Consider the following 21,748-nt stretch of genomic DNA (forward strand, 5'->3'; position numbering starts at 1 on the left):
CACAAGCGGTGGTCTGGAACTACGGGGCTTAGGTTGCAATTCGGGCTTTCATCAATCAAATTGTTTGTTGTTATCCGAGCTATAACTAAGGCCGATACTAATGAACATGTTCCAGCTACGTGCCTTCGATGCTGTCGCCCGTGAAGGCAGTTTCACCCGTGCCGCTGCGCGTCTGTTCATCAGCCAGCCGGCGGTGACGGGGCACGTCAAGGCGCTGGAGGAGCACTACCAGATCACCTTGCTGCGGCGTACTGCGCGGCGGGTGGAACTGACCGAGGAGGGTACCCGCCTGGCCGCGATCACCCGTGCCATGTTCGGCATGGCTGAAGAGGCGCAGGCCATGCTCGAAGCCAATCGCCAACTGCTCACCGGGCGCTTGGAGGTGGCCGCTGACGGGCCGCACCGGGTGATGCCAATGCTGGCCCAGCTGCGTGCCCGCTTCCCAGGCATTACCGTCAACCTGCGTTTGGGCAATGCTCAGGAAACCCTGGCCGCGTTGTTGTCCGAGCACGCCGACGTGGCGCTACTGACCGAGGTTGAGCCGCGCAAGGGGCTCTACCTGCAAAGCCTGGGAGACTCGCGCCTGTGTGCCTTGCTGCCGGTTGACCATCCTTTGGCTGGGGCCGCAGACGACTTGGCCATCGACGCGCTGGACCGACAGATTATGGTGCTGCGTGAACCGAATTCGATTACCCGCCGCACCTTCGACCAGGCCTGCGCCCTGGTGCAGGTGCAGCCGCGTGTGCTGCTGGAGCTCGACAGTCGGGAGGCCGTGACCGAAGCGGTGGCGGCACGGTTGGGCATCGGTATCGTATCGTCGGTGGAGTTGGCTCATGATCCGCGGGTAGTGGCCAGGCCCCTGGCTGGCGAGGGGCTGCTCAACCGGCACATGATCGGCTGCCTTGAGCGGCGCCGCGAATTGCGCCTGATCCAGGCTTTCCTAGGGCTGGCGGCATGATCGTGTGTTGCGCTGGTCGTACCTGGTGCGAGGGCCTGAGGCTGGCATTTTCGGTCCAGCGGCCTAAGATGGCCGTTGGATCGCCCCGGATCAACCGATGAGCACGAAAGACACGATTTCCATGCAACTGGTGCGCGAGGCCCTGTTGCAGACCTGCCGTGGCGACGAAGCGGATGCTGCTTTGCTGGCACGTGCCGGTATCGATGCTGGCGCCCTGTACCTGCCCGAGGCGCGTGTTGCCGCGCAATCCTATGCGCGCCTCTGGCGCTTGCTGGCCCGCCGTTGCGACGACGAGTTTTTCGCCATGGATGCTCGCGGGCTGCGTACCGGCAGCCTGGCGTTCATGTGCCGTGCGAGCATGGCGCAGCAAACTCTGGGCGACGGTCTCGAGATGGCGCTGAAGTTTCTTGCACTGATGCTCGAAGATCTGCAGCCGTGCCTGGTGCGGCAACAGGGGTTGGCGCAACTGGTCATTGATGAACCGCGCGCCGAGCCGCGTCGAGCCTTCACCTATTTCACCTTCTGGATGATCGTGCACGGCGTGGCCTGCTGGCTGGCCGGGCGGCGCATCCCTATCCTGGGCATCGAATTGCGCTGCGCCGAACCGCCGTTTTGTGATGATTACCGGGTCATGTTCTCCGAGAACCTGCAGTTCGACCGTCCGCGGACACGCATGATCATCCCAGCAGATTGTCTCGGCCTACCGTTGCGGCGCAGCGAGCAGGAGTTGCAGCGCTTTCTCGCTCAAGCACCGGGTAATATCCTGGTGCGTTATCGCGACCCGACCAGCTTGGCACGGCGTATTCGCACCGACCTGCTGCGCCAGGCCCCCGCGCAGTGGCCGGCGTTGGATAGCCTGGCGCAAAGCCTGTGCCTGTCTGCTTCGACCCTGCGCAGGCGTCTTGCCGAAGAGGGGCAGACCTACCAAAGGCTGAAGGACAGTGTGCGGCGTGAGCTCGCCACTACCTGGCTGGTGGGCGCGGAACCGGCGATGGGCGAGATCGCCGAACGTTTGGGGTTTGCCGATGCCAGCTCGTTCTACAAGGCCTTTCGCAAGTGGTTCGGGTGCAACCCGGGGCAGTACCGCGCTGTGATCCAGGCGCGCCACGCTGGCAATTGATTCCGTCTGCAGTGGAGCGGGCAGATACTTCAGCGTTGAGGGTTTCCAGCCACAGGATCGACCCTCATGCAACAGGCGCCACTGCACCCAAAGCTCGAACACCCGACTGATGACTTTCTCAGTGAGGTATTGCCGGACTGGTTGAGGCGGGCCAGTGCCGCCCAAGTGATGGCGTTGCGCGATGCCTATAAGGCCCACCTCAGAAGCCAGGCTGAAGTGTCGGCTGTATTCAGGCGGTTGGAACCCGTGGATACGTTTGCCCGGCGCTTGCTGGCGGAGGCGTTCTACCAGGAGCAATCTGTGCTCTTGGACCTCGACAGCGCGAACTGGCGGGAGCAGCGTCGCAGGTTCAAGGTGGAAACGGGAAAACTCCCCACGGATGAGTCGTACTTCGTGAAGGTGCCCGCTTTGCAGAGGTTGATGCAGAATTTTGCAAAAGGTGAATCTTTCTACATGGAAACGGCACTGGTTTATCCGCCAATTCCGGGCACCGACGTGCCGGAACGGATTGCCCTCGGTGACGCTGCACAGATTGTCAGTGTCTGCCGCAGGACTGATGTGGGCGCACGTTACCAGGAGCATCTGGCCCAGTTGTTCACTCCTGCATTCCAGCAATCCCTGGCCAACAGCCTTCGCCAAGCCCTTGCCCTGCAGCTCGAGATAGCCGCCACCCGGGGCCTTTTGCCGCCAGCCGAAGCCCAGATTGTGCGCGATGTGGTGGCGGGGCGGGCAGGCACGCTTCAGAACGGCCGGACAGTGCGGTGTGGCCCGTTGCAAGTATTGGGTTGCACTTTGCATGCGGCGCTGGTTGTGGAGCTCGGTAGCGACGACCAGCGGCATGCAGGCAGCGTGCTGCTGGTGCTGTCGGACGATGCCCACGCTGCCCTCCGACATCTGGTTTCCTGGCGTGTGATCAACTTCCAGCTGGTTGAAATGTTCAAGGATCCTGCTCGGTGTGCGGCGCTTGTACAACGGATCTCGCTGCGCGAGCGGGCCGGATTTCTCACCACGCTGGCTAAGCGGCTGGCCGATGAGGACCCTGATCTTGAGCCGACGTTCGCCAACCTGCCGCAGGGGCAGTTCGAGGGCCTGGCTTTACAGCAGTTGGAGCGGATACGCGAAGATGCGCGCTTCCTGGCTGTGCCGACAGCTGATGCGGACTCCAGGCAAGCGCTGGAACGTGAGCAATCTCTGGCGTCGGCAGGGTTGGCCCTGCTCAACCTGGCCGGGTTGTTCGTGCCGGCGATTGGCGCGTTGCTGTTGGCGGACATGGTGACGCACACACTGTCGGAAGTTTACGAAGGAGTCAGGCACTGGACCTTGGGCCATCAGCATGAAGCCCTCGAGCATCTGCTAGGGGTTGCCGAGAACCTGGCGGTAACTGCCGCGGTGGCCGCGGGGGGAGCGCTGGTGGCGCGTGGCTTTGTCCGGAGCACCTTCGTCGATGGGCTGGAGCCCATCAACAACGTCGCGGGCCGTCAACGGCTTTGGTCAAATGACCTGTCGCGTTATCAGGGCGAGCGGCCGAGCGCGACGCTTTACGAACTGGACAATGGTTTGCACACCGATGGCGTGCGGCATTGGTGGCTCCACGGTGGTAAGTACTGGCGGGTGCGTGCCCTGGGTGAGCATGGCCCCTGGCGCTTGCAGGACCCCACGGATGAGACCGCGTTTGGTCCTTCTCTGGAGCGTAACAATGAAGTTTCCTGGCAATTGTTTAGCGAGCGGCCGCTTGAGTGGCAGGGGGCCCAGATGCTGCTGCAACGCCTCTGGCCAGCCTCCTCGGCGTTAGGGAGCGAGCGAGTCGCCCAGGTGCTCAAGGTGGCGGACGTGAGCCAGGAGCATTTACGCGGCTTGCTGGTGGAGAAGCGCCCGTTGCCAGTGGCGTTACGCGACACCTTGGAGCGCTTTAGCGCAGATGATCGGATAGAGCGATTCTTTGCCCATCTCGGCAGGTCTGACAGTGAGTTGTGGCAATGGTGCCTGGACGATCTGGGGCTGCAAACCCTGTCGCGAGATGAACAGGTGGAGCAGGTTGCCGAGCGTGCCGCCAGCCTGCGGCCCCGGTTGCTCGATTACCTGGCTGGTCGCTATCTGAAGTCAGACTCCCTTGGCTGGCTTATCCAGCGCGATTTCCCGGGTTTGCCTGATGCGTATGCATTGCATGTTCTACAACACATCACGGCTGGGCAACGTGTCGCCCTGCGCACTCAGGCGCGGCTGCCGTTGGCGGTGGCACAGCATGCGCGCCAGCTGCTGCAGGTGGCCAGGCTGACCCGCATGCGTGAAGGGCTGTACCTGGCTGGCAGCCATCACCCAGGTCTGGATGAGTTGGTCTTCTGCCTCTTGCGCGAGCACGCCGGTTGGCCGGCTGCAACAAAAGTGGAACTGCGCGAGGGCTCAACTGACGGTCGCCGGCTGGCGTGTTTGCCTGAACCGGAACAGGCTGGCGTGAATGTGGTGATGGTCCGGCACAACGGTCGCTACCGCCTGTATGACGTGACCGGCACCGAGTCGCAAGCGAGGGCGCCAGGGCCACTTGAGCTAGACGAAGCGTTGCTGGCCTGCCTGCCAGTCGCGGACCGACGACGCCTCGGTTGGCATGGCGACGAGGCGTTGACTCAAATGCGCCTGACGCTGCAGCGCTGGCTGCCGCAAGGGCGTGAGGCCTTGCTTGAATTGTTGGGTGCCCGTGACGTTGGCGCGCCTCAAAACCCCATTCGGCGCCTGCCCGATGGCCGCGTTGGCTACTTGCTCAGCGGCAGGGGCGCAGGGGGCAATGCCGGCCAGCAGCTGATGCGTGCACGCATTCGAAGCCTGTATCCAGGCTTCAATGACCAGGAAGTGCAAACGTTTCTGGGCATCTTGCTGGAGCAGCCGGGATCGGCGTTGGGCAATCTGTTGCGGCAGGAACAGCAGTATCACAGGTTCAGTGAAGCATTGACGCGTTGGGTGGAAGGCACGCGCACCACTGCCAGCCAGTCTGCCCGCCTGTTGGTCGCAGACGAGCTGCGACGCAGCTGGCGCCTGATCGGCGAGCATATCGTCGACCAGCACGGAGCATCTCAGGGCATGCGCCTGAGCCTGACAGGCGTACCTTTACGCAGTCTTCCCGAGCTCCCGGTCGACACCGACTTCGCCCACGTGGCTGAACTGGTACTCAGTGACCTGGCGTTGGAACATGTTCCCGCCACCTTCTTGCGCTGTTTTTCTCAGCTGCGCTGGTTGAACCTGAGTGACAATCGCCTGACCGAGGTGCCTGCCGAATTGATGCATCTGTCTCATCTGACCAACCTCCGGCTGGCTGGCAACCAGATCCGCATGACCGCAGCGGGGGTTGCCGCCCTTGGCAATCTCACACGCTTGCGCATCCTCGATCTGAACCACAACCCCTTGGGAGCAATTGCTCTGCAGTTGGATGCGCTGGGCCGCTTGCGCGAACTGCACATGCGAGGCGCGAATTTGCAGACGGTGCCTGCGCAACTGCACCGTTGCCGTTTGCTGGAGCTTGTCGACTTGCGTGATAACCATATTGGCGCACTACCCGAGATGCTGCTCGAAGCCCCCGAGGCTTTGCGAATGGCCGTCAGGTTGTCCGGCAATCCGTTATCCAATGCTGTCAGGCAGCGCATGCTGGCTGCGGGCGCAGTGGGGGCCGCCGTGGACGCGCAACTGCCGGCGGTGGCCACAGCACGTGAGCGATGGTTGGCGTTGGTCGAGGCGCCGCGGCGTGGTATCAGCGAAGCACATTGGGATGGCCTTCAGGGCGAGGGGGGCAGCGACGAGTTTTTCGGGTTGCTGAAGGAGCTGACCAGCACCCGTGATTATCAACTCATTCCTGCTGATCTGGGGCGGCGGGTCTGGACCATGCTGGAGGCGATGCACAGCGATACGGTGTTACGTGAAGAACTGTTCAACCTGGCTGCTGACTCGCGAACCTGTGCCGATAGTGTGGCGGCCTGTTTCAGTGCCCTGGAGGTACGATTGTACCTGCGCCAGGCGCTTCAACAGGATGAGCCTGTGGCCGCACGGCTGACTCGCTTGCGCGTAGCCAGGCAGTTGTTCCGTCTTGAACAGGTTGAGCGTTTGGCCCGGGAGGATGTGCAGGCTCGCGTGGCGCAAGGGCAGACTGTCGACGAAATCGAGGTCAGCCTGGCCTACCGGACTGGTTTGGCTGTCGAACTGGAGCTTCCAGGCCAGCCAAGGACGATGCAGTTCAGCACCATTGCAGATGTCAGCCAGCAGCAATTGGCCGTGGCCGCTGCTGCGGTACGTGAAGCGGAAGGCAGTGACCAATTGGTGCGTTTCGTGACCCAGCGCGATTTTTGGCGAGAGTATCTGCAACGCGAGCAGCCGGCGACATTCAGCGCAGTTGAGGAACCATTCTCGGAACGTCTGGAAGCATTGAGCGGACTCGCCGCTGGTGGCGAAGGCGCTTATCTGGTCGAGGTCGACAGGCTGACGGCCGAGCGCAGGGCCGCGATCGAGGCGCTCGTGTTGCGGCTGACCCAGGAAGCAATGGGAGTGACATGAGCGCGGATATCGACGCTGCTTATGAAGGCGTGCCGCGATACCGTGGGCGGTAACCTGGGACGCGTGGCGAGGGGGCGTTTTACACCCTGCGTCAGGAGCGCAGGGTGACTGGCGCTCCTCGCCCCGTCGCATGATGGGGCAGCTCGGCGCCGTTCGCGTGCCGTGAAGCAAAAAGAGGTGCAGTTCCTTCTGCGTTTAGCGTCGGCGGTCGGGGAGCATTGACGGGTCGCTACCGTCAACCAAGGAGACTCCATGACCACAACCGCGGAACGTACGACTGAACAGAAAATCACCAGTGCTACGCATGACTTCATACGCGCCAGGCTACCCGACTGGCTGAGCCGGGCTTCGCTGGCCCAGATCAGAGATCTACGGGCGCGCTTCAAGGAACATCGGGCAAGCCAGGCGCGGCTGCGGGCTGTTACTGCCCAATTGCAATCGCTGCAGGTGTTCGCCGAACGGCACTTCAGCGGGTTGCTCAGGCAACCACTGCCCGAAGGTACGACCTTTGCCGAACTTGAATGGCGGGTCGTGACGCCCCGCTTCGACACGCTTGCAGGCCAGGCGTTACCCAGTTACGGCTATAGCGAGAGCCGGCGTAACGGGCTGCAGCAACTGATGAGCAACTTCCCGGCGCACAGCACTTATTACAAAGGTACAGGCCTGGTGCTTGCAGGCACGGACGCTGTCCTTTCGGGCGAGTCCGGCGAACTGGTCGCAGGCTGTCGGGAGCTGGATGCAGGTAGCCGCTATCAGGACTTGCTGGCGCAGGTTTTTTCGCCCGCGACCGAGGAGCTGCTGGCCGATCACAAACGTTCAGGTTTGCGGCTTGCCACCAAGATCGCTGTGTTGCAAGGCGAAATAGACGCTTTCGGCGAAAGCGCCTTGCGTGGGGTACTCGATGAGGAAATAGGTCTGCTGCACATCGGGCTGAGGGCTTACCCAGGTTTGTTGCAGGTGCTGGAGCAGCCTGTTGCTGACGGCATGCTGATCGAATTGAAAGATCAGCACGGTCAGTCTCAGGGGATCGTGCTTTATCTGCCGACAGATCCGGTGAAGGCCCTGCGCTATTTTCGCGACGCGGCCGTGCTGGAGCAGGCCCTTGCCATGTTGCTGCAAGCGCCGGCTTACCGGCAGCATTTCAGCCAGTTGATCAGCTTGCGGCACAGGGCAGGTTTCCTGCGTACGCTTGAACTGCGGCTGCAGGATCAGGTTCCCGACCTGCGGGTGCAGGCGAGGACTGTTCAAGGGAGCGTGTTTGCCAGGATGGCCGCAGAGCAGGTGCTACGGGTGAAAGATGATGCACGCCTGTTGCTCGTGCCAACGGCGCAAGCCGATGCCCAGGCCGCACGCGAGCGCTTTGAACAGTGGACGTCGGCCGGCATGAGCCTGGTCAATCTGGCCGGGTTATTCATCCCGGTGGTCGGCGCGATCTTGCTGGGGCAATTGTTGGTCCAGACGCTGTCCGACATCTATGAAGGCGTTGCCGACTTGAGCGAAGGGCACCAGCATGAAGCCTTGGAGCACCTGTTCAATGTGCTTGAAACGGTGGCGGTGGGCAGCGCCGTGGTGGCAGGGGTTGCACTGTTGCAAGGTGGCCTGCTCGATACCCTGCAACCGGTGAGCCTCGGCGCGAGGGGACAGCGCCTATGGTCTGGGGACCTCGATCCCTACCAGTCCCGCCCAGAAGGCGCGAGCCTGGGCGCGGATGGCCTGTATCGTCAAGGCACGCAATGCTGGATGCGCTCAGGGACGCGTTACTTCGAGGTGCACCGGCAGGAGCCAAATGGCTTTTATCGTCTGCGTCACCCTCTGCGTGCTGATGCCTATGGCCCGATAGTGCTGCATAACGGTGAGCGCTGCTGGCAACTGATGTGCGAGCAACCACTGGACTGGCAGGACAGCGCCCGCATGCTTGATACCCTCTGGCCGCAACATCCTGCCATTGACTCGGCCAGGGCCCGGCAGATCCTGCAGGTGGCAGGCGTCGACCAGGATGAACTGCGCGGTATCCTGGTCGAGAACCGTGTCGTGCCGGTGAACCTCAGGGAGACCCTGCGGCGTTTCGAGCAGGATTCGCGCGTTGACCGGTTCTTTGCCCACGTTCGCAGCGGCCAACTGCCGCAAGGGGATATTCCCTTGCTCCGCTGGTGCGAAGCGCAAGAGCAGGTCGGTAGCGGAATGAGCAACGTGCTTGCCCATGAACATGCCCTGCGTGGCCCCTTGCTGGAGCACCTGACAGCGTGGCCTGCCAGCGACGATGAGCTGGTACGCGTGCTCGTGCGGGACTTTCCTGGCCTGCCGGTGGCTTATGCCCGTGAGTTGGCGGCAGAGGCAGATGCGACACAGCGCAGCCAATCGCTTGCCACTGGCAGGCTGCACCTGGAACTTGCCAGCCGAGCCGCTGCGTTGCTGCGTGTGGTGCGCCTGAGCCGTGCGCTGGAAGGCCTGTACCTGACCTGCGCCTACAGTGATGAAACCGGTGCGTTGGTGATGGCGTTACTGGCTCAGGGTGATCCCATCTCGGTGAGCCTGGAGTTGCGTGAGGGGACGGTGAACGGGCGTCTGATTGGCAGCATCGTCGCCGCTGATGATGCGGTGGCCTGCAAGGTGATGGTGCGCAGCCAGGGACGTTTCCTGGTTTACGGCAGCGATGGTCGACCATTGGCGCTGGCGCATGACAGGTCAGCAGATATCTTTTCTGTCATATGCGAGACGCTCACCGCCCGGCAATTAGCCGAGTTGGGTGTGGACAGTGGCGACCGGGCAGTGCAACTGCGTGCTCAGATCGTCGGTCAAGTGCCTGCAACGGGTGACGGTATTTCGCGTTTGCTGGGCTGGCCAGCACAACCACGCTGGTTCAACCCCGGCAGGCGGCTGGAGGATGGCCGTGTGGGGTATCTGCTCAGCGGCCGCGAACCGGGGCGAGGGAGTGCGCGGGAGGTGCTACGGCGCGGCCTGCAACGGTATTTCCTCGGCTTGCAGGATGCTCAGCTGGATGCCGAAATAGAACGCCTGCTCCGGGGCAGGGGCACTGCGTACCAAATACTGGCCGACCTCCAGGATGACCATGAGGCTTTGGACCAGGCGCTCAATCGCTGGGTTTCGGCGGCGTTGAGCGACGCCGTGCGCCGATCGCGCATGCGCGTTGCCGCTGACTTGCGCCGAGCCTGGAGAGCGCAAGGTGAGCTGGTGCGGGATGCTCAAGGCGCAGTGATTGGCCAGCGCCTGCACCTTCTGGGCCCGCGTATCAGCAGTCTTCCCGAGCTCCCAGCCACGTTGGAGTTCGCTCACCTGACAGTGCTGGCCATCAATGAAACCGCGATCACTCACGTGCCTGCGCAGTTCATGCAGGGGCTGATTGCACTGCGGGTATTGAACATGAACAACAATCGGTTGTTGCGCCTTCCAGAGGGTATCGGTTACCTCAGCGCGCTGCGGGAATTGCACTTGCGCCACAATGACATACGTCCGGATTTAGCCTCCCTCACACGGTTGCAGAGCCTGGGCCGGCTGACCCACCTCGATCTCAGCCACAATCCCCTCGGGGAAACGACCATGAGTTTTAGCCGGCTACCGCATCTCGTACAACTGCGCCTGCAAAACTGTCGCCTCGAGCAGTGGCCGAGAGATATCGGGCTTTGTGGCTTCCTTGAGCAGGTGGACTTGAGGAGCAACCAACTGGTTGGCGTGCCGGGCGAGGTATTGGCGATGCCGTACGAGTTTCGCCGCTCCTTGTTGGTAGACGGCAACCGTTTGAGCTCCCTGGACCTTTTGCGATTGCAGGCGTTGGATGCCATCGTCGAGGAAAATGAGCTATTGAGCTCCCCAGTGGACGATCCGGTGCTCGTCCGGGCCTGGTGGGTCGACGGCGATGCGGCGGCCCAGCCGGCACGAGACCGGCGCTGGCAGCGCCTGCAGGCAACAGCCGAAGGGGGTGAGCTGATCGGCCTGTTGCAACGGCTGATACCCCTTGCCGATTATGCCTGGCCTCGCGCAGAGCTCCTGGAAAACGCCTGGCTCTTGCTGATGGCCATCGACACCGACGCTGACTTGCAGGCGACGGTGTATCGTCTCGCAGCGCAGCGGCCGGTAAACGACAACGCAGTGATGGACTGCTTCAGCCAGATGTGGGTGAGCCGCCTGCGCAACCAGGTTGCTCAGGCGCAGGTCGCCACCTCCGGCGCCGAGCTGTATGCGCTGGGGCGTAGCTTGTTCCGCCTGGAACAGGTGCAGCGCATTGCCCGGCAGGATACAGCGCGGCGCAGCCTTCAGCGCGAGGTCCATGATGCCCTTGGCATTCGCCTGGGGTATCGGGTTGGCCTGCGTCAATGGCTGCGCTTGCCGGGCCAGCCGCACGCCCTGCGTATCACCGATCTCAATCGTGTGAGCGCAGATCAACTGCTCGCGGCGCGGCGAACGGTGCGCGCCCTGGAAACGCCGGGGGCATTGGCAAGCTACCTGAGCCAGCGACCATTCTGGCAAGGCTTTCTCTCACGGCGTTATCGCCCAGCCTTCGAGGCTTTGGAGCAACGGGTTAACGAGCGCCAGCAGGTTTTGCAGGCACGCCGTGGGACGCTCGATACCGCGCAGTTCCAGGATGAGCAGGGGGTGCTGGATGAGCAGCGGGCAGAGGAGACCCAAGCCTTGAGGGTCGAGCTGAGCTTGCAGTTCATACGAGGATGGGAGCGGGGCCTGGGGTGAGCCCGTCAGCGGCCAAACCGGTCATCCAGATTGACAGCTTTGGCCATTGCCGCTGATGACGAGCGGCGCGAACATCGTCGGACCGATGGTTAACTCCAAAAAAAACAAACCAGGAGTCCGACGATGCGTGATTACGCCGAGGCTGTTCGTGTGTTCGAGTATGGCGAAGCTGTTGCGACAGCGCTGCATGGCAACCTCGAAGCACTCAATGCCTGTGTCGAATGCTGTGACCGACATGTCGGCAGCGGCAGGCTGGCGCTGCTGCACGAGGACCGCGATGGCAACAGCAGCCGTTACAGCTTCGATCAGTTGCAATCCCTTGCGGTCCGCTTCGCCAATGTACTCAAGGCTCAAGGAGTGGGTGCCGGGGACCGGGTAGCAGGGCTCATGCCGCGCACGGCCGAGCTGTTGGTCACGGTGCTTGCCACATGGCGCCTCGGGGCAGTGTATCAACCGTTGTTCACTGCTTTCGGTCCCAAGGCCATCGAGCACCGTCTGGCGCAATCCCGCGCCCGCGTCGTTGTGACCGACAGCCTTAACCGTTGCAAACTGGACGATGTGCACGGCTGCCCGACCATCATCACGGTAAACGCCCGCAGTGGCGAACTGGACTTTCAGCAATGCATGGACAGCGCATCGCAGGTTTGCGAGCCGGTCATGCGCTCGGGCAGCGACCCGTTCCTGCTGATGTTCACCTCCGGCACCACCGGCCCTGCCAAACCGCTGGAAGTGCCGTTGCGCGCCATCGTCGCCTTCCAGGGCTACATGCGCGATGCCATCGACCTGCGCCCAGAAGACAACTTCTGGAATCTGGCCGACCCAGGATGGGCCTATGGCTTGTACTACGCCGTGACCGGTCCCTTGTCGCTGGGCCATGCCACCACGTTCTACGATGGCCCCTTCAGCGTCGACAGCTGCGCCCGGGTGATCGACAAGCTGGGTATCACTAACCTGGCCGGCTCTCCCACCGCATTTCGCCTGCTGATTGCCGCCGGCGAGCAGTTCTCGGCACCTGTCAACGGGCGCCTGCGGGTGGTCAGCAGTGCCGGTGAGCCGCTCAACCCAGAGGTGATCCGCTGGTTCGCCGAAGAACTGGGGGTCACCATCCACGACCATTACGGCCAGACCGAGCTGGGCATGGTGTTGTGCAACCACCATGGTTTGCGACATGCGGTGCACATGGGGGCGGCCGGTTTCGCCATCCCCGGCCATCGCATCGTGGTACTGGACGAGCAGGGGCAGGAACTGCCAGCCGGACAGCCGGGCATCCTCGCTGTCGATCGCGAGCAATCGCCGTTGTGCTGGTTCGCTGGCTACCACGGTCTACCGACCAAGGCCTTTGTCGGCAAGTACTACCTCAGCGGCGACACCGTCGAGTTGAACCCGGAAGGCAGCGTCAGCTTCGTCGGGCGCAGTGACGATGTGATCACCACCTCCGGCTACCGAGTAGGCCCGTTCGATGTAGAGAGCGCGTTGATCGAGCACCCCGCAGTGATCGAGGCGGCGGTGATCGGTAAACCGGATCCGCAGCGCACTGAGCTGATCAAAGCCTTCGTGGTCTTGGCCGCCGGCTATCAAGGCAGCGCCGAGCTGGAAGAGGACCTGCGTCAGCATGTGCGCCAGCGCTTGTACGCACATGCCTACCCCCGTGAAATCGAATTCGTCAGCGAGCTGCCCAAGACCCCAAGCGGCAAGCTGCAACGCTTCATCCTGCGTAACCAGGAAGTCGCCAAACAACAAGCGCAACAGATCACCCCTGTCAGCGCCTGAAAGGAAAGCCGATCATGCAACTACTGAACAAGCACTTCATCGTCAGCGGCGCCGCCTCTGGGCTGGGTGCCGCTACTGCGTCCATGCTGGTCGAGGCTGGTGCCAAGGTCATGCTGGTCGACCTCAATGCCCAGGCCGTCGAAACGAAGGCGCGCGAGCTGGGTGACCATGCCCGCTTCGCGGTGGCCGACATCAGCGACGAACAGGCCGTACAAGCCGCAATCGACGCCGCCGTTGGTGCCTTTGGCAGCCTGCACGGGGTGGTCAACTGCGCAGGCATCGTCGGTGCCGAAAAGGTCCTGGGCAAGAATGGCCCGCACGCCCTGGGCAGCTTCGCCAAGGTCATCAACGTCAACCTGATCGGCAGTTTCAACCTGCTGCGGCTGGCTGCTGCGGCCATGGCCGAAGGGGCTGCGGACGAGGAAGGGGAGCGTGGCGTGATCATCAACACCGCCTCCATCGCCGCCTACGATGGGCAGATCGGCCAGGCGGCCTATGCCGCTTCCAAGGGCGCCATCGCCAGCTTGACCTTACCCGCTGCCCGTGAGCTGGCACGTTTCGGTATCCGCGTGATGACGATCGCCCCGGGCATTTTTGAAACGCCGATGATGGCCGGCATGACCGAGGAAGTACGTGCTTCGCTGGCCGCTGGCGTGCCGTTCCCGCCTCGCCTGGGCCGCCCTCAGGAATACGCTGCACTGGTCCGCCATATCATCGAAAACAGCATGCTCAACGGTGAGGTGATCCGCCTCGACGGAGCGCTGCGCATGGCTGCCAAGTAAGGAGATTGAACATGACCCTCGCCAACGATCCGATTGTTATCGTCAGCGCCGTGCGTACGCCGATGGGCGGCCTGCAGGGCGACCTCAAGAGCCTGACCGCGGCGCAACTGGGCAGTGCGGCGATCCGAGCCGCCGTCGAGCGCGCCGGTATCGATGCTGCCAGCGTCCAGGAGGTACTGTTCGGCTGCGTGCTGCCGGCTGGCCAGGGCCAGGCTCCTGCGCGCCAGGCAGCGCTCGGTGCCGGTCTGGACAAGCACACCACATGCACCACGCTGAACAAGATGTGCGGCTCGGGCATGCAGGCCGCTATCCTGGCCCATGACCAGTTGCTCGCCGGCAGCGCCGACGTGATCGTCGCCGGCGGCATGGAGAGCATGACCAACGCCCCCTACCTGCTGGACAAGGCCCGTGGCGGCTATCGCATGGGCCACGGCAAGATCATCGACCATATGTTCATGGACGGGCTGGAGGACGCGTACGACAAAGGCCGTCTGATGGGCACCTTTGCCGAAGACTGCGCGCAGAAGGGCGCTTTCAGCCGCGAAGCCCAGGATGCTTTCGCCATCGCTTCGCTGACCCGTGCCCAGGATGCAATCAAGAGCGGTCGGTTTGCGCCCGAGATCGTTGCGGTGGAGGTCACCGAGGGCAAGGACAAGCGGGTCATCAAGGACGACGAGCAGCCGCCCAAGGCTCGCCTGGACAAGATCCCGCAGTTGAAACCTGCCTTCCGCGAGGGCGGTACTGTCACTGCCGCCAACTCCAGCTCCATCTCCGATGGGGCCGCGGCGCTGGTCTTGATGCGGCGCTCTGAGGCCGAAAAGCGCGGCCTCAAGCCGCTGGCGCTGATCCATGGCCACGCTGCCTTCGCCGATACCCCGGCGCTGTTCCCCACCGCGCCGATCGGCGCCATTGAGAAGCTGCTCGAACGCACTGGCTGGAACCTGGCCGAGGTGGACCTGTTCGAGATCAACGAAGCGTTCGCGGTGGTCACCCTGGCGGCGATGAAGCATCTCGACCTGCCCCACGACAAGGTCAACATCCATGGTGGCGCTTGCGCCCTGGGCCACCCAATCGGCGCTTCGGGTGCGCGGATCCTGGTGACCTTGCTGTCGGCGCTGCGCCAGAACAACCTGCGCCGTGGCGTGGCGGCCATTTGCATCGGCGGTGGCGAAGCGACGGCCATGGCCGTCGAATGCCTGTACTGAGGTGAACCATGTTGGTAACTGACGAGCAACAACAGATCGCCGACGCCGTGCGTGCGTTCGCCCAGGAACGGTTGAAGCCGTTCGCCGAGCAATGGGACAAGGAGCATCGCTTCCCGAAAGAAGCCATCGAGGAAATGGCCGGGTTGGGACTGTTCGGCATGCTGGTGCCGGAGCAGTACGGAGGCAGTGACACAGGTTACGTGGCTTATGCCATGGCCCTTGAAGAAATCGCCGCCGGTGACGGTGCCTGCTCGACCATCATGAGCGTGCACAACTCGGTGGGATGCGTGCCGGTCCTCAAGTTCGGCAGCGAGGCGCAGAAGCAGCAGTTCCTCGCGCCGCTGGCCAGTGGCGCGATGCTCGGCGCATTCGCCCTGACCGAGCCCCAGGCGGGTTCCGATGCCAGCAGCCTGAAGACTCGCGCCCGTCTGGAGGGTGGCCACTACGTGCTCAACGGCAGCAAGCAGTTCATCACCTCCGGGCAAAACGCCGGAGTGGTAATCGTCTTCGCTGTCACCGATCCGGACGCTGGCAAGCGTGGCATCACGGCCTTCATCGTGCCCACCGACTCACCGGGATACCAGGTGACACGCGTCGAGGACAAGCTTGGTCAACATGCCTCCGACACCTGCCAGATCGTTTTCGACAATGTGCGTGTGCCGGTGGCCAATCGCCTCGGAGAAGAAGGGCAGGGCTACAAGATAGCCCTGGCCAACCTCGAAGGCGGGCGCATCGGCATCGCCTCGCAGTCGGTGGGCATGGCCCGCGCCGCCTTCGAGGTGGCGCGCGACTACGCCAACGAACGGCAAAGCTTCGGCAAGCCGCTGATCGAGCACCAGGCCGTGGCCTTCCGCTTGGCCGACATGGCCACCAGGATCGCCGTGGCCCGGCAGATGGTGCTGCACGCCGCCGCCCTGCGCGACGCCGGGCGCCCGGCGTTGGTGGAAGCCTCGATGGCCAAGCTTTTCGCCTCGGAAATGGCCGAAAAGGTCTGTTCGGACGCCTTGCAGACCTTGGGTGGTTATGGCTATCTGAGCGACTTCCCGCTCGAGCGCATCTACCGCGACGTGCGGGTTTGCCAGATTTACGAAGGTACCAGCGACATTCAGCGCATGGTCATTGCGCGCAATCTTTGAAGGAGCAGTCTGCATGGCATTCGAAACCATCCTGTTGGACATCCACGGCAAGGTCGGCCTGATCACCCTAAATCGTCCGCAGGCGCTCAATGCGCTGAATGCGCAGATCGTTGGTGAAATCAACCAGGCCCTGGACCAGCTCGAGCGTGATCCAGACATCGGCTGCGTGGTGTTGACCGGCTCTGCCAAGGCTTTCGCTGCCGGCGCCGACATCAAGGAAATGGCCGAGCTGCAATACCCGCAGATCTACGTCGACGACCTGTTCAGTGACGCCGACCGCATCGCTAACCGGCGTAAGCCGATTATCGCCGCGGTGTCCGGCTTTGCCTTGGGTGGGGGCTGCGAACTGGCGATGATGTGCGATTTCATCCTCGCCGCCGACAATGCCAAGTTCGGCCAGCCGGAAATCAATCTTGGCGTGCTGCCGGGCATGGGCGGCACCCAGCGCCTGACTCGCGCGGTAGGCAAGGCCAAGGCTATGGAACTGTGCCTGACCGGCCGCTTGATGGGGGCAGAGGAAGCCGAACGCGCGGGCCTGGTAGCGCGCATCGTGCCGCAGGCCGAGCTGTTGGAGGAGGCACTGAAAGTGGCAGCGACCATTGCTGCCAAGTCCATCCCAGTGAGCATGATGGTCAAGGAGAGCGTCAACCGGGCGTTTGAAGTCACCCTGAGCGAGGGGGTCCGCTTCGAGCGCCGGGTGTTCCATGCCGCCTTCGCTACCGAGGACCAGAAGGAAGGCATGGCCGCCTTCATCGCCAAGCGCGAGGCGCAATTCAAGGACTGTTGACGGGGGGGCGGCCGCAGCCGCCCCTTTGGTCTAAAGGCTGAAGAAGTACTTGGCGGCGGCCGCGCTGGTAATCGGGGCACGGTATACATCCACGATGTTACCGCTGCCATCGCTGTAGCGCTGGCCTGGCATATGCCGTTGCGCTGCTGTCTTCAGGTGGCCAGCGGTGAAGTCTGTCTTGGCGGTGGTCGTCGATGGGTAGTGGAAGTGTGCGTACCACAGCACCTTGCCTTCGTGGCTGATGCTGTATTCGTCGAGAAAATCGGCTGGCCGCCCCTTGGCCCTGGCCAGTCGACTGCGTACCCCTTCGGCCCGCAACTGCACGAGCCCGTTATCCACCAGATACATGAGCTCAACCATGCGCGGTCTCTGCGTGAGTGCGGCTGACACGCGCAAGCGTGTAGCCGTTCCTTCCAACTCATCGGCCAGCCGCCGTAGGGATCCGGCGACCAGTTCGGCATCCTTGCCGCCATGAGCGTCGTCGGTTTCGTTGATCTCGGTCAGCCGTGCCTCGATGGCATCGACGCGTTCGAGCAGGCGGGTGCGTTGATAGAGCACGCTCTCCTGGAGCTCTACTGGCAGATAGCGACTTGACTGCGCTTGCAGGCTCGCCACCTCGTCGTGGGCCTGCGCAATCAATGCGTCGCTGTCCTTGAGAAGGCGTTTGAGACTCGACTGTGTTGAGCGGGAGGCGGGCTGGGAGGGCTTGAGCTCCACCCAGTCGCCATGCTTGAGGTGGTAGGTACGCGTGGGTGTCTTGTCGTCTGGGCCGGGAATATCGACGGTGTTGGCATCGTCGCTGCGTGGATCGGCCAGCAGAAGCCCATGTTCGTTGGTCTCGATCAGCCCGGGTACCTTCTTGCGCAGTTGCCCCAGGCTGCTGACCGGCGGATAGTCGGGCAGTTCTTTCAGGTCCTCGCGGTTTCGTTCCAGCAGCCAGTCGATTTGTTCATTCATCTGCCGCGCGGTCTGTAACGCCGCGCTGTCCTTGACCAGTGCCGTGAAGATTTGCAGTTGTCGGGATGCGGCCGTGAGGTGGCCGATAATGCTGCGCAGTAGTCTGGTGGTGATTTCGTCATCGGTGCTTGACAGCTTGAACAGTTTGGCTCGCTGAGCGATACCCAGTTCGAAGTTGCCCCAGAAGCGGTCTCTCCAGTAGCACGCTTCCTCGCTCAGGCCGTGTACCAGGGTCATGCGGTTGAGCAGTCCTTCAAGCCGCAGGAAGCGCAGGATCAGTTCCTGCTCCGGCGTTGCCGGCATGCTGACGGCGAAGTCCCGCCATCGCCGGATCTCGGGCTGGTGGGGGCTTGCCAGCTTGCTCAGTTCATCCTGGCAGTGACGCAAGCGTCGATTGTTGTCGATCATCCGGTCTATCAGGGGGGCCATTCTGTCCAGGCGGGCGGCGATGATACTGACGTCCCCGGGGGTGAGGACCTCGCCGGCCTGCTGGAGGCTGGCAGCGTTGAGCAATTGGTCTCGATCAGGGCGATAGCGCAGGTGCAGCACTTTGCGCAACAGGCGCTGGCAGAAACTCTCATGATACAGTGCGAAGGCGTGGACTTTTTTGAAGTCCTTCACTGGTTGCAATGTGTTGCGCTGTTTCAGATGCTCGATGTGTGTCGCCCAGAACTCCGAGAGGGTATCGAGCTTGTCCTGGCAGGTGTGCAGGCGGGCATCGTCGAGAGGGCTGGCGACCAGCTTCTCCAGTGTGGTCTGTTCCAGAATCCTGGCGTCGATGGTGTCCTTGTCGGCCTTGATCAGTTCGTTTGCAGTACGCAGGGCGCTCGCTTTTTGCAGCTGCAGCTTTCGGACCTGTGCGGACAGTGGCATGCCACCCTTCAGAGTGAGGCTCAGATCCAGTTGCCAGCGGTCTACTTCGTCGCGCCGTAGCCAGGGGCCTGGGGTTTCGTCAGGGCCAACGATGCGCAGTTGATTGCGAGGCAGGTCGAGCATGACCTGGTACACCTTGCCCTGCAGCACCGTGTAGAGCCTTGATTCATGCAGGTACAGGCCGCGCAGGTTGCTGCTGGGCAACGGTTCCCCGAGTACGGTGGTATCGATATCCGCCTGCAAGGCGTGCAGTCTAGTGCTTTGCGCAACAGTCAAAGTGCGGGTGGGGCGCCCCCAGCTGAAGTCGAGATGTATCGCAGAGACACCTTCTACCACGGCGGGCGCGGCTGGTTCCGGCGCTGTATCGATGGGGGGCGTGACCGACATCCCCAGTGAGCGTTCCTCACCATTTTCCTCTCTCAGGCGAGTATCAGCATGTGTAGCCAGCAGCATGACGATATTGAGCAGCAGGTTGACCCCTGCCTGCCAGTACCTTGAGGAATCCTGCCCGGCATCCGTTTCGATGAAATCGGCCAGTGCCACTTCCATCTGCGCCAGCCAGGCCACTTTGCCCAGTGCGCCTCCTGCGAGGGGAAGCAAGGTGTTGAACAGTAGTCCTCCCAGCTCTTTCCAGCGTGCCCAGCGGGTCTGCGCGCTCGTCCAGGCATGCTCTTCGAACTCATGGATCGATTCGTTGACGCAAGCCAGGTAGAGATCTGCGCCAAGGTCTTTGGAAGGTGCTTCGAATGTCAGTTCCACCGGCGCGGGCGTGCCGAACGGGACTGCACTGGTGTCATCCAGTGGTACGAACAGATGTGGCTCGAGGAAGCCACCGTGGGCATAGAATCTGCGGTCCTCGGCCGGAAGACGGTGCAGCAGGTCGTCCTGCACAGCGCCAGGGGTGCTGATGGCCACGAACAGCGCCAGCCGATCGGTGAAGTGCAGCAGGCTGTCCTGGTGCAGGGGGCGGTACAGCAGGCAACTGTTGGCGTTGGGTGAATAGGGCTCTATGAGCCAGGTGTTGCGTGGGTGATCCACTGTCGAGTCAGGTGCCTTGAGTAGACCCAGCGGTCTGATCACCCAGCGCTTCGGATCATTCTCGTCAGCGTCGCAGAACAACTGGCTGATGTGACTGACGACCTCCGGGTCCGGCAATTTCCCCCGTAGATACAGCTCTTGCGCCAGCGCCGGCAGTTGGCTGCCGAGTTGCGCCAAGAGTTGGCGCTGGCGCCACTCGCGCTGGCCGCTGTCATCCAGCAACTTGCTGCGCAGCATGGCTGGATAGGCACTGGCGATATCCAGGTCTTCGACCACTTCGCGCAGGTAGCTTTCAGTCAGCCAGGCAGGCAAGGGCGCGGCATCATTGGAGTGCAGCTCCACCCGACCCGGTTTGAGCAAGCCGACATTGGCGATGGCCAGTCGGGCGAGAGAGAAGGTGACGGGGGTCACCTCGCCTATGCTGCCAAGTCCAGGAAGCCCGGCAGCGGCGCCAATCACCTGGTAGTTGATGATCCTGATCTGCTCAGGTTCGAGCGGATCGCCCGGGTGATCCGCAGCGAAGCGTGCGGCAAGTTTCCGGTTGGCGAACTCCACGGCGTTGTCGACCCCATCGAGCCAGAACTGCCCCTTGGAGGTATGGAGAGCCTGGGCGACGTCGAACAGCAGCGTGCTGTAGCGCAACAAGGGCTGGCTCCCCGCGTCGCGCAGCCAGTCGGGCAGTTGGGCCGACAACGTATTACGCGCTCTGGATTCGGTATTGCTGCACAGGTCCAGCATGGAGGTGAGCCTGTCCAGTTCCAGGTTCATATTGATGGCGTCAAGCTTGCTCCGATAGCTTGCGGCACGACTGTCGATGATGCGCAGTTGCTGCTCCAGAACGCCCAGCGCCATGCTTTCGAAGTCGCCTTGCGCGGGCGGGCCGATGCTGACTTTCCGGCACGCGGTTCGGGATCTTGCGGGCCAGTATCGAGCGATGGCCTGCAACAGGTCCTGGCGGGAGGGGAAAGCCAGGAGCTTGCCTGTCAGGCTGTAGAGAAGGGTCACCTTGCGCTCGGGATCGGCATCGCGGTGCTCGATCAACAGTGCGCTCGCCAGTTCGTTGTCCAGCATCCCGACCTCGGAGAAATCCACGGCAAGCTGCGAGACGCTCAAGCCACCTGTGTTCTGCCAATTTCGGTACCCGGAATCAGGTTGGCTATGCACCAGCCTGGCGATGACCAAGGCGAAATCAGACAGGCTGCCGGCGTTCTGATGGGCGTCGATGGCTGCCAGAAAGCGGTTGCGAAGGTCTTCGGCATACCATTGCCACGGGGTCTCACCCCTGGTGTCGAAGCGGCTCCAATGGGTCGCCAAGGATTGTTGGTACACATCGAGCAGAAACGGTGCAGTGTCATTGATCAGCAATTCCACTTGATGCAAGGGGATGTCCACCTGCCAGGCGGGATCAGCATCGACATGCGTAGTGAGGGTATCTTCGTCAATCGTCAGGTTGAGGGTCCGGCCCAGGCAATAGCGCTCGGTGAGCACATGCGACAAGGGGCGAACCCACAGGCTGTTGGAGCTTGATTGCCGGCTGGCGAGATAGAGCCCCGTTGGATCATGGGTATCGTCTGGCAGATAATGGAGCCATTGTGCTGCCAGGATATGCTCCGCAGCATCGAGCAATTCCGGACGATCGGCGAAGCGTCGGGCAACTTTGCATTGAAGCGTGCTGGAGCGGACAAAGCGTCGAGTTGTTGTGTCATTCATGGCCAGGCCTCCTATCTGATCGAGGCTGTATCAAGCGCGTTTGCGCTCGGCTCTGGTCATTAACCCGATACCTCCTGACGTTGCGACGCTTGCGAGCGGGGGTGGTTGCAGCCAATATTTATTACTACATATTTTTCTGTGCCTCGTCGTGAAGCGCAGGCAACGCACCAGTAGG

Annotated in this window: 10 protein-coding genes; 9 read left to right on the forward strand and 1 reads right to left on the reverse strand. The window is 62.4% G+C overall.

From position 1 onward, the window contains the following. Window positions 1-100: 100 nt before the first annotated feature. The 9 genes from BMY03_RS20240 to BMY03_RS20280 all read left to right on the forward strand — a co-directional run bounded on the left by BMY03_RS20240 (window position 101) and on the right by BMY03_RS20280 (window position 16,995). Window positions 101-958, forward strand: coding sequence for a LysR substrate-binding domain-containing protein (locus tag BMY03_RS20240; RefSeq protein WP_094012086.1), 858 nt, complete (start codon window positions 101-103; stop codon window positions 956-958). Between the two features lie 97 nt (window positions 959-1,055). Continuing rightward, a complete protein-coding gene (locus tag BMY03_RS20245; protein ID WP_094012087.1) occupies window positions 1,056-2,078 on the forward strand; it encodes an AraC family transcriptional regulator in 1,023 nt (340 codons plus the stop codon). A 66-nt stretch (window positions 2,079-2,144) separates the two neighbouring features. Beyond that, window positions 2,145-6,611, forward strand: a complete 4,467-nt coding sequence (locus BMY03_RS20250; RefSeq protein ID WP_094012088.1) for an NEL-type E3 ubiquitin ligase domain-containing protein — start codon at window positions 2,145-2,147, stop codon at window positions 6,609-6,611. A gap of 252 nt (window positions 6,612-6,863) precedes the next feature. Beyond that, on the forward strand, window positions 6,864-11,315 hold the full coding sequence (locus BMY03_RS20255) for an NEL-type E3 ubiquitin ligase domain-containing protein (RefSeq protein ID WP_094012089.1): 4,452 nt from the start codon (window positions 6,864-6,866) through the stop codon (window positions 11,313-11,315). Window positions 11,316-11,438: 123 nt separating this feature from the next. Next, complete coding sequence (locus tag BMY03_RS20260; protein ID WP_023629453.1) at window positions 11,439-13,085, forward strand: AMP-binding protein; 1,647 nt, start codon at window positions 11,439-11,441, stop codon at window positions 13,083-13,085. Between the two features lie 14 nt (window positions 13,086-13,099). Continuing rightward, complete coding sequence (locus BMY03_RS20265) at window positions 13,100-13,867, forward strand: SDR family NAD(P)-dependent oxidoreductase (protein ID WP_023629454.1); 768 nt, start codon at window positions 13,100-13,102, stop codon at window positions 13,865-13,867. An 11-nt stretch (window positions 13,868-13,878) separates the two neighbouring features. Beyond that, window positions 13,879-15,072: an acetyl-CoA C-acyltransferase gene (locus BMY03_RS20270; RefSeq protein WP_094012090.1), complete on the forward strand. Its 1,194-nt coding sequence runs from the start codon at window positions 13,879-13,881 to the stop codon at window positions 15,070-15,072. 8 nt (window positions 15,073-15,080) lie between these two features. Then, a complete protein-coding gene (locus BMY03_RS20275) occupies window positions 15,081-16,208 on the forward strand; it encodes an acyl-CoA dehydrogenase (protein WP_038706472.1) in 1,128 nt (375 codons plus the stop codon). A gap of 13 nt (window positions 16,209-16,221) precedes the next feature. Continuing rightward, window positions 16,222-16,995, forward strand: coding sequence for an enoyl-CoA hydratase (locus tag BMY03_RS20280; RefSeq protein WP_038706471.1), 774 nt, complete (start codon window positions 16,222-16,224; stop codon window positions 16,993-16,995). A gap of 30 nt (window positions 16,996-17,025) precedes the next feature. Here BMY03_RS20280 and BMY03_RS20285 read toward each other — a convergent pair whose 3' ends face one another. Next, window positions 17,026-21,573, reverse strand: a complete 4,548-nt coding sequence (locus tag BMY03_RS20285) for a hypothetical protein (RefSeq protein ID WP_143067572.1) — start codon at window positions 21,571-21,573, stop codon at window positions 17,026-17,028. Between the last annotated feature and the right edge of the window lie 175 nt (window positions 21,574-21,748).

The organism is Pseudomonas soli (assembly GCF_900110655.1).
GTDB classification, from domain to species: domain Bacteria; phylum Pseudomonadota; class Gammaproteobacteria; order Pseudomonadales; family Pseudomonadaceae; genus Aquipseudomonas; species Aquipseudomonas soli.